We start from the raw sequence: 10,165 nt of genomic DNA, 5'->3' as shown, positions 1-10,165 counted from the left end.
CCCCCACGCCCACCCCCCCCCCCCCCCCCCCCCCCCCCCCCCCCCCCCCCCCCCCCCTCCCCCCCCCCGCCCCCCCCCCCCCCCCCCCCCCGGGGCGGCCGGCCGCCGGGCGGCGAGGAGGACCACCGAAACGCGCTCTCGCCGACCGGGATCATCCCGTGTTACCAAGGACCATGTCTGCCAACGAGGGAACCCGCGCGTACGACGCCGTCATCGTCGGCGGCGGCCACAACGGCCTGGTCGCCGCCGCCTACCTGGCCCGCGCCGGCCGTTCGGTGCTGGTGCTGGAACGGCTGGACCACACCGGCGGCGCCGCCGTCTCCACCCGCCCCTTCGCCGGTGTCGACGCCCGGCTGTCGCGCTACTCCTACCTGGTCAGCCTGCTGCCGCAGAAGATCGTGCGCGACCTCTCACTGGACTTCCGCGTCCGCTCCCGCACCATCTCGTCCTACACCCCCACGGAGCGGGACGGCCGGCCCACCGGACTCCTCGTCGGCGGCGGCGAGCCGCGCACCAGGGAGGCCTTCGCCCGGCTGACCGGCGGCGACCGCGAGTACACGGCATGGCAGCGCTTCTACGGCATGACCACGCGCGTCGCCGAGCGCGTCTTCCCGACCCTCACCGAGCCCCTGCCCACCCGCGAGGAACTGTGCCGCCGCATCGACGACGAGACCGCCTGGCGGACCCTGTTCGAGGAGCCGATCGGCGTCGCCGTCGAGGAGAACTTCGAGGACGACCTCGTGCGGGGAGTCGTCCTCACCGACGCCCTCATCGGCACCTTCGCCGACGCCCACGATCCCTCCCTGGCCCAGAACCGCTGCTTCCTCTACCACGTCATCGGCGGCGGCACCGGTGCCTGGGACGTGCCCGTCGGCGGCATGGGCGCCCTCACCGACGCCCTGGCCGCCGCGGCCCGCTCGGCGGGCGCGGTCATCGCGACCGGGCACGAGGCGGTCCGGATCGCCACCGACGGACACACCGCCGAGGTCACCTACCGCACGGCCGACGGCGAGGGCGTCGCCGCCGCCCGGCACGTCCTGGTGAACGCCTCCCCTCAGGATTTGGCCACGCTCACCGGCGGGGCGGCGACCGAACCCGCCGAGGGCGCCCAGCTCAAGGTCAACATGCTGCTCACCCGGCTGCCCAAGCTGCGCGACCCGGCCGCCGACCCGCGCGAAGCCTTCGCCGGCACGTTCCACATCGCCGAGGGCTACGCGCAGCTCGCCACCGCCCACACCCAGGCCGCCGCCGGTGAACTCCCCGCCGTCCCGCCCTCGGAGATCTACTGCCACTCCCTGACCGATCCCACCATCCTCGGCCCCGACCTCGCCGCGCGCGGCTACCAGACACTCACCCTGTTCGGCCTGCACACCCCGGCCCGGCTCTTCGACCGGGACAACGACGGCGTACGCGAGGAACTGCTCAAGGCCACCCTCGCCCAGCTCGACGCCCACCTCGCCGAACCCCTCGACGACTGCCTGGCCACCGACGCCGAAGGCCGCCCCTGTATCGAGGCGAAGACCCCGCTCGACCTCGAACGGGACCTGCGACTGCCCGGCGGCAACATCTTCCACCGCGCCCTGTCCTGGCCCTACGCCCAGCAGGAGACGGGCCGTTGGGGCGTGGAGACCCGGCACCCGAACGTCCTGCTGTGCGGCGCGGGCGCGGTGCGCGGGGGAGGGGTGAGCGGCGTACCGGGACACAACGCGGCGATGGCGGTGCTGGAGGCCACCGCGTAAAACGGCGGACGCGACGAACACGGCGGACGCGGCGGACGAAGCGGCCAAAGTAATCTGACGGGACGTCAGAAAAGGTCTTCCGTCGTCCGGCCGGCTGCGGCATCCTGCGCCCATGCAGACGGAGCTGAGCAGGAAACTGGGAGTCGAGCACGCCGTCTTCGGCTTCACGCCGTTCCCCGCCGTCGCCGCGGCCATCAGCCGGGCGGGCGGCTTCGGGGTGCTCGGCGCGGTCCGCTACACCGCCCCCGACGACCTCAAACGCGACCTCGACTGGCTCGACGCACACACTGGCGGCCGGCCCTACGGGCTGGACGTCGTCATGCCCGCCAGGAAGATCGAGGCCCCGAAAGACCAAACACTGACCGAGGCGGACGTCGAGGCCATGATCCCCGAGGGCCACCGGCGGTTCGTGCGCGAGACCCTCGCCCGGTACGGCGTCCCCGAGCTGGCCGACGGGGAGGCGTCCGGGTGGCGCATCACGGGTTGGATGGAGCAGGTCGCCCGCACCCAGCTCGACGTCGCCTTCGACTATCCGATCCGGCTCCTCGCCAACGCCCTCGGCTCCCCGCCCGCCGACGTCGTCGCCCGAGCCCACGACCGGGACATCCTGGTGGCCGCGCTCGCGGGCAGCGCCCGGCACGCCCGCAAGCACCAGGAGGCGGGCATCGACATCGTCGTCGCCCAGGGCTACGAGGCCGGCGGCCACACCGGCGAGATCGCCACCATGGTGCTCACCCCCGAGGTCGTGGAAGCCGTCGACCCCCTGCCCGTGCTCGCCGCGGGAGGCATCGGCAGCGGACAACAGGTGGCCGCCGCCCTCACACTCGGCGCCCAAGGAGTGTGGCTGGGCTCGATATGGCTGACCACCACAGAGGCGGACCTGCACTCGGCCGCCCTGACCCGCAAGCTCCTCGCCGCCGGCTCCGGCGACACCGTCCGCTCCCGTGCCCTGACGGGCAAGCCCGCACGGCAGCTCCGTACCGAGTGGACCGACGCCTGGGACGACCCGTCCGGACCCGGCACCCTGCCCATGCCGCTGCAGGGCCTGCTGGTCGCCGAGGCGGTCTCCCGTATCCAGAAGTACGAGGTCGAACCGCTGCTCGGCACCCCGGTCGGCCAGATCGTCGGCCGGATGAGCGGCGAACGCAGCGTCAAGGCCGTCTTCGACGACCTCACCCGCGGCTTCGAGGAGGCCGTGGACCGCATCAACCGCATCGCCGGAAGGAGCGGCCAGTCGTGAGCACACCCACTGCCGGATTCTGGGCCCAGGCCGCCCAGCACCCCGACCGCACCGTCCTGGTCGACCCCGACGGCGAGGAGTGGACCGCCGGACGTCTGCACTCCGCCGCCAACCGGCTCGTCCACGGGCTGCGCGCGGCCGGCCTGGAGCGCGGCGACGCCTTCGCCGTCGTCCTGCCCAACGGCGTCGAGTTCCTCACCGCCTACCTGGCCGCGACCCAGGCCGGCCTCTACCTGGTCCCGGTCAACCACCACCTCGTCGGCCCGGAGATCGCCTGGATCGTCGCAGACTCCGGCGCCAGGGTGCTCATCGCCCACGAGCGGTTCGCCGACGCGGCGCGCCGGGCCGCCGACGAGGCGGGGCTGCCGGCCACGCACCGGTACGGCGTCGGCGCGGTCGACGGCTTCCGGCCGTACGCCGAACTCCTCGACGGACAGCCGCAGTCGGCCCCCTCCGGCCGCGAACTCGGCTGGGTCATGAACTACACGTCCGGTACCACGGGACGCCCGCGCGGCATCCGCCGCCCGCTGCCCGGCAAACCGCCCGAGGAGGCCTACCTGGGCGGCTTCCTCGGAATCTTCGGCATCAAGCCGTTCGACGACAACGTCCACCTGGTCTGCTCGCCGCTCTACCACACGGCCGTCCTGCAGTTCGCGGGAGCGTCCCTGCACATCGGCCACCGTCTGGTGCTGATGGACAAGTGGACACCCGAGGAGATGCTCCGCCGCATCGACACCCACCGCTGCACCCACACCCATATGGTCCCCACCCAGTTCCACCGCCTGCTGGCCCTCCCGGACCAGGTGAAGGCCCGCTACGACGTCTCGTCCATGCGGCACGCCGTCCATGGCGCCGCTCCCTGCCCCGACCACGTCAAGAGGGCCATGATCGACTGGTGGGGACACTGCGTGGAGGAGTACTACGCGGCCAGCGAGGGCGGCGGCGCCTTCGCCACCGCCGAGGACTGGCTGAAGAAACCCGGCACCGTCGGCAAGGCCTGGCCCATCAGCGAACTCGCGGTGTTCGACGACGACGGCAACCGGCTCCCGCCCGGCCGACTCGGCACCGTCTACATGAAGATGAGCACCGGCGGCTTCTCGTACCACAAGGACGAGACCAAGACCCGCAAGAACCGCATCGGCGACTTCTTCACCGTCGGCGACCTCGGCTACCTCGACGAGGACGGCTGTCTCTTCCTGCGCGACCGGAAGATCGACATGATCATCTCCGGCGGGGTCAACATCTACCCCGCCGAGATCGAGTCCGTGCTGCTCTCCCATCCGGCCGTCGCCGACGCCGCCGCCTTCGGCATCCCGCACGACGACTGGGGTGAGGAGGTCAAGGCCGTGGTCGAGCCGGCCCCCGGACACGACCCCGGCCCGGATCTGGCCGCGTCCCTCCTCGACCACTGCGCCGAGCGGCTCGCCGGTTACAAGCGGCCCAGGAGCGTCGACTTCGTCACCGAGATGCCCCGCGACCCCAACGGCAAGCTGTACAAGCGGCGGCTGCGCGACCCGTACTGGGAGGGGCGCACGCGGCCGGTGTGACCGCGGCCCGGCGCGAAGCCGGGACGCACGGCCTCAAGGGTGGTGGTGAGGACAGCTCGCCAGGAACCCGGCGAGACCGGCGGCATCGGTGCCGATCTTGCGGTAGACGCTGGACAGCAACTGCCGCACGCCCTGCTCGGTCAAGCGCAGTTCCTTGGCGATCACGGCTACCGGGTGCCCCTGGGCGGTCAGTTCGGCGGTACGGCGTTCCCGGGCGGTCAGGGTGTCCGCCTGGACGTAACGCAACGGCAGCGGGCGCAGACCGGCCGCCGAGAGTTCTGCCCTGGCCCGGGCGGCGAGTCCCTCGGCTCCGCAGTGGACGGCGCCCTCCAGGCCCTGGTAGAGCCGGTCGGCGGCCTCCTGCAGCCGCCCGTTGCGGGACAGCGCGGCGCCGTGACCGATCTGGGCGCGGGCGAGTTCGTAGGCGGCGGGTGACTGCTCCAGGTGGTCGACGGCCTGCGCGTACAGATCGAGTGCCGCCGTCCCGCCGGTCACCTCGGCGAGGGTGTGCAGGGCCTGGCCGACGATGGAGGCGGCACCGAAGTCCCGGGCGCGGCGGACGGCGTCCTTGGCGTGGGCGATCGCCGCGTCCGGGGCGGCGGGGGCGAGCGCGCTGGCGAGCCGTAGCTGCCACGGACACCAGGCCGGGTTGCGCCAGGCCCGTCCGTCCAGCCAGTTCCCGACCGCCAACAGCAGCTCCGCTGCTTCCGCGTGCCGCCCCTCCGCCAGGAGGAGTTCCGCGTACACGGTGCGCGGGTCGGGATAGATGACGGCGTTCGGAGTCATCTCACCGAAGTGGTGGTCGTCGGCGAGTGCGCGGGCCTCGATGACCCGCCCGCGAGCCAGCAGCGTCTGGATCAGGACGCTGACGCCGTACCACTGGGCGGCCACGACCCCTTCCACCTTGTCGGCGATGCGCAGGCCCTCCCGGACCAGGTCCTCGGCTTCGGCCAGGCAACCGCGGTGGTAGCGGACGTAACCGGCGATGGTCTGGCCGAAGGCCAGGTGAGAGCCGTGCCAGCCCTTGCCCGCGCACTCGGCGATCCCCTTCTCGAACAACTCCTCGGCCCGTCGCGGCTGGTCTGCGTACATGAACACCAGGGCGACCGAGAGGGGCACCTCGAAGCCCCGGTTCTCGTCGGTCCAGCTCATGCCGCCGCGCAGGGACTTCTCGGCATAGGCCAGGGCGGTCTGCCGCGGTTCGCCGCGCAGGACGGCATCCCAGGCCCGCAGCCCCAGGATGTAGCGCTCCTCCAGCCTGCGACCGGGCAGTTGCTCGGCGAGGCGCGTCAGGGTCCGGGAGCGGGCGGGCGAGTCGGGATCGTCGGCGCGCATCGTGCTCCAGACGAACTGGTCGGCCTGCATCCGCAGTTTGACGCGCGGATTCGTGGCCTGCCGCACCTCCTCGGCGGCCACGGTCACGGCCTCGGCCATCCGGTCCGTGTGGGCCAGCGCTGTGGTCAGCCGATAGACGATGGAGGCGCGCAGATCGGGGTCGACGTCGGGCTCGGCCAGCGCCTGGCGGAGATGCCGCACCGTGGCCGTGGGCTCGATCAGGAACGTGGCGCACGCGAGTTCGTGCAGGACCCTGGCACGGTCCTCGGGGAGGGGCGGCTCCTGCAGCGCGCGGGTCAGCAGACGCCGGGCGGCCTCGGTGGCCCCGGCGCGAAGGTACTCGCGAGCGGCCTCGCGCAGACATTCGACCGTCTGGGGGCTGCCCTCGCAGGGCACCTCCAGCAGATGCCGGGCGGCGGCGGTGGGGCCGTATCCCGCGGCCAGGACGGCGTCCGCGGCCGCATTGTGCAGACCGGCCCGGAAGCCGGTGCGAATGGACCGGTAGATCGTGGTGGCGATCAGCGGGTGGACGAACTCGAGCTCCCCCTCGGGGCCGTGGCCGTCGGTGAGGAACCGGGCCGCGCGCAGCTTCTGGGTCGCCTCGGCGGCGGCCTCGTCGCCGAGCACCGCGATGGTCGCGGCGAGCTGCGGTGAGAAGGGCGACCCCAGGACGGCCGCGGTGTGCGCGAAGCGGACGGTCGCCGTGTCGAGCTGTTCCAGACGCTCGATCAGTCCCGGGCCCTTGATCGCTGCGGCGAGCTCACGCATCGCGGGCAGGTCGTCCGCGGTGCCGCTCAGTTTCCGCTCGGCGAGCCCGATGGCGAGCTCCACCGCTTCGAAGGGGCTCCCGCCGGTGGCCGACCAGCATTCCTTGCAGAAGCCGTCCTCGGCCGTCTCACCGATTTCGCTCCTGATGATCTGCGCCACGCCCTCGGCGGTGAGCTGCGCCAGGTCGTGCGGGCGGTCCCCGTGATGTCCGACCAGGGTGCGCAGTTCGCCCGCGTCGGACGGCAGCTCCTCGGGCCGGTAGGCGACCACGATCAGCAGGGGAAGGTCATCGACCCGTGACGCGAAGGAATCGAGCCAGCTCAGGGATTCGGTGTCCGCCCAGTGCAGGTCGTCCAGGAGCAGGACAACGGGTGCCTTCTTCACGGTGAGGCGTGTCATGACCCAGTCAAGACCTTCGCGGACCCCGGTCAGGTCCGGCGCGGGGTCGCAGCCCCTGGCTTCAAGACCGAGCACGGCGGCGACGATGTCGTACCAGCTTCCCAGAAGGGTACGGAGTTCCGCCCCGTCCATCTTCGCCAGTGAGGGCTGCACCAGCTGGCGCACCACGCGCAACGCCGACCCCTGTTCCGTCTCGGCGCCCCTGCCCGACAGCACCGTGAATCCGTACGCCGCGGCCCGGTCACGTGCTTCCGTGATGAGTGCCGTCTTGCCCAGTCCGGCCGATCCGCGGAAGGTGAGCAGACCCCTGCGCCGCGCTCGGGGCATGCCGTCCGTGGTGCGTCGCAGCTCCCGGAACGCGGCATCGAGGGACTGCATTTCCCGTTGGCGCTCGATCAGCGTGCGCTGTTCCGTGACCGGTTGCCGGCGCTCCGTCGCCATGTGCCGTACCGCCTTCTGTCGTTCGCCCGGGGCAGCCGAGCGTACGCCTGGTCGCCGTGCGGCAGGTCGGATTGGGCACCATAGGGTGAATCATGAACTGAAGGTGGGATAATGTCCCCTCGCCGGGTATCAGGTCCGGATGGCCTACGGCATGGCGGGCACCGACGCCACATCCGCGTAGCGTGGCACCGTGCGGGACCAGTGGTAACACCCGCGGATCCAGCCGATCATGCCCTCCACGTAGCCGACGCCCGCCGGGCTCAACTCCGGTTCGACCCCGGCGTAGAGCTCCTGGAACTCCTTGATCGCGGCGTTGATCTCCCCGATGGCCAGGATGACGGCGGCCTGCAGAGAGCACCGGTGTTCGCGCCGGCGGGCGAGGGCCAGGTTGATCATTTCGCCCGTCCGCTGTTCCTTCACCGCGGAGAACAGATCGGCTGTCCATACCGCAACGTCGGCGGACAGCCGGCTCAGACGCCGTACGACGGGGTGGTGGAGTTCGGCAGGGGGCGGTTCGTGTGGCTGGGCGGCCTCGTACAGCGGGTAGAACGGCTCGACGCCGGCGGTCAGCGACCGTATGGAGGTGCAGTCTCCGGTCCGCAGGAGGAGGGGGTGGGCCTGGGCCACCGCTTCGTACAACAGGCCGTGGACGTATTCACGGCTCTTGTCGGCCCACCGCGCGGCCTGTGCGGGTGTGCACCGTTCCCGGACCTGCCGGTGGAGATCGGCCAGGGCTGCTCCGAGGGGAGTGGTGGGCGGCCGGCCGTCCCGCAGAATCGCGACGCTCTCGCACAGCATGGGCAGCAGACTGCCCGGGGAGAGCCGACCGATGTCCTCCGCTCGGTCGTCGAAGACGAACTGGTAGGCGATCTGATTGGCCACGATCTTGAGAAGGCCGGAATCCACGGTGGGGCTGGTATAAGAGGCGAGTTCGGCGGGGCGAGTGCGGGCGATCATCGCCGCCACACCTGGTTCGTCGGTCAGCCCCCACACGCTCAGCCATGCGTCGACGCCGGCCGCGGCTTCGGATTCACAGGGGTTGCTCCGGAACGGAAAGGGCATGTGGAGATTTGTCTCGATCAAGTCCCTGAGGTTGGAGACCGGAGGCCCCGCCGGCAGGCCGAGCGTGGTTTCCTCATGCGTTGTCGACAACGGGTTCACCTGCCATCCGGGAATCCGACGCGCCTGGTGTCGTACGTGAACGGGCTTCGCAGACCATGACCAGTGACCGCGGGCCCAGCGTGATCCCAGCGCGTGGTATCCGTGCGACATACCCGGGCAGATGGCGCAGGCGCCGCCGGCCGGCGATGGTCGCGAGTGCCAATGTGGCCTCCACCATGGCGAACTCGTCACCGAGGCATTTGCGGTTGCCCGCGGAGAACGGCATCATCGCGCGGCGCTGCTCGGCGGTGGGCCGCCCCGGCAGCCAGCGGCCGGGGTCGAAACGCTCCGGGTCGGGGAAGGACGAGGGATCGTGGTGCAGGAGGTAGGGGCTGTACAGAACGGTGGCTCCCTCGGGCAGACGGCACCCGGCGAGCTCGGTCTCCCTGGTGGTGACGCGGGTGAAGAGCCAGCCGGGCGACGAGTGGCGCAGCGTCTCGGATACGACGCACCTGGTGTAGACGAGGTGCGGCACATCGTCGGGACCGGGGCTCCGGCCTTCGGCGAGGACGGAGTCGAGTTCGTCGTGCAGCCGGCGCTCCGCCTCCGGATGGCGGGCCAGCAGGCTGAAGGCGCTGGCCAGGCACAGTGCCTGGGTCTCGACGCCCGTGAGCAGCAGCGTGATCAGATGGTCGTGGACCTCCTGGTCGGTGATCGCCGCTGCTCCGCCGTCACCGCGCGCGGCGGCCAGCAGCGTTCCCAGGACATCGTCGCGGTCGGCACCCCGGCGGCGTTCCGCGATCACCGCGTCGATGATCGCGTGCAGGCGGGCGAGGGCGCGCCGGTAGCGGCGGTTGGCGGGCGTGGGGAGGCGGAAGAGGGCGTCGATCGGGACGACGGTACGGACGAACAGGCCGCGGACGACGGCGGTGAGACAGTCCCGCACCTCGGCGGTCCTGGTGTCGTCCAGCGAGTCGGAGAGGAGGACCCGGCTGATCACGCGTGCCGTGAGAGTCATCATCGTCTCGGTGACGGGAACCGTCTGCCCCGTCGGCCACGCGTCGCACACCGACTCGGCCTCCTCGGTGATGAGGTCCGTGTAGCGGGCGACGTGGGAGGGGCGGAAGCCGGGCTGCAGCAGCGCCCGCTTGCTCCGGTGCGCCGGCTGGCGGCAGGTGACGAGACCGTCCCCCATCAGCTTCCCGAGCCTGTCGTACAGCGGGCCCCCCTTGTCGAAGGTGTGCGGATCCATGAGCACCTCGTGGGTCAGCTCCGGGTGGCACACCATCCAGGCGCGCTGCGGCCCCAGCCGTATTTCGACCAGATCCCCGTACGCGGGCAAAGAATTCAGAAACGCCAGCGGCCGACGGTAGAAGGCGATACCGTGGCCGAGGAGTGGGAATATGCCGGGAGCAGTACCTGTCCTCCACGTTGGTTTCTGTTCAGGCACAGCACGGCTCATGGGTACCTCCAGCCCGATGTGACATGAAATGTGCGAACTCGCTGGGGACTTCGCTCGAGAAATGTCCTGCCCAGGTTCGAGGGTGCTCGGTTTCAGGAAACCTTTCTCCAAAGGGGCGCACAGGAGCACGCGG

The 10,165-nt window shown here is 71.3% G+C and carries 6 protein-coding genes; 3 read left to right on the top strand and 3 right to left on the bottom strand.

Annotation, left to right across the window (positions count from 1 at the left end; genetic code table 11):
• Nucleotides 1–173 precede the first annotated feature (173 nt).
• The 3 genes from ACZ7GZ_RS08080 (at nt 174) to ACZ7GZ_RS08070 (ending at nt 4,526) form a co-directional block, all read left to right on the top strand.
• Nucleotides 174–1,739: a phytoene desaturase family protein gene (locus ACZ7GZ_RS08080; RefSeq protein ID WP_471021978.1), complete on the top strand. Its 1,566-nt coding sequence runs from the start codon at nt 174–176 to the stop codon at nt 1,737–1,739.
• 112 nt (nt 1,740–1,851) lie between these two features.
• On the top strand, nt 1,852–2,979 hold the full coding sequence (locus ACZ7GZ_RS08075; RefSeq protein WP_471021977.1) for a nitronate monooxygenase: 1,128 nt from the start codon (nt 1,852–1,854) through the stop codon (nt 2,977–2,979).
• Entirely contained in the window at nt 2,976–4,526 is a 1,551-nt protein-coding gene (locus ACZ7GZ_RS08070; protein ID WP_471021975.1) for an acyl-CoA synthetase, read from the top strand. The genes ACZ7GZ_RS08075 and ACZ7GZ_RS08070 overlap by 4 nt, the downstream gene beginning before the upstream one ends.
• 33 nt (nt 4,527–4,559) lie before the next feature.
• Here the strand turns inward: ACZ7GZ_RS08070 and ACZ7GZ_RS08065 are convergent, their stop codons facing one another.
• From ACZ7GZ_RS08065 to ACZ7GZ_RS08055, 3 genes are all read right to left on the bottom strand, one after another.
• Nucleotides 4,560–7,469, bottom strand: coding sequence for an ATP-binding protein (locus ACZ7GZ_RS08065; RefSeq protein WP_471021974.1), 2,910 nt, complete (start codon nt 7,467–7,469; stop codon nt 4,560–4,562).
• A gap of 144 nt (nt 7,470–7,613) precedes the next feature.
• Complete coding sequence (locus tag ACZ7GZ_RS08060; protein WP_471021971.1) at nt 7,614–8,531, bottom strand: (-)-alpha-amorphene synthase; 918 nt, start codon at nt 8,529–8,531, stop codon at nt 7,614–7,616.
• A 73-nt stretch (nt 8,532–8,604) separates the two neighbouring features.
• On the bottom strand, nt 8,605–10,032 hold the full coding sequence (locus ACZ7GZ_RS08055) for a cytochrome P450 (RefSeq protein ID WP_471021970.1): 1,428 nt from the start codon (nt 10,030–10,032) through the stop codon (nt 8,605–8,607).
• Between the last annotated feature and the right edge of the window lie 133 nt (nt 10,033–10,165).

The organism is Streptomyces sp. NPDC037288, from assembly GCF_055603265.1.
This window is presented reverse-complemented; position numbering and strand designations above follow the sequence as displayed.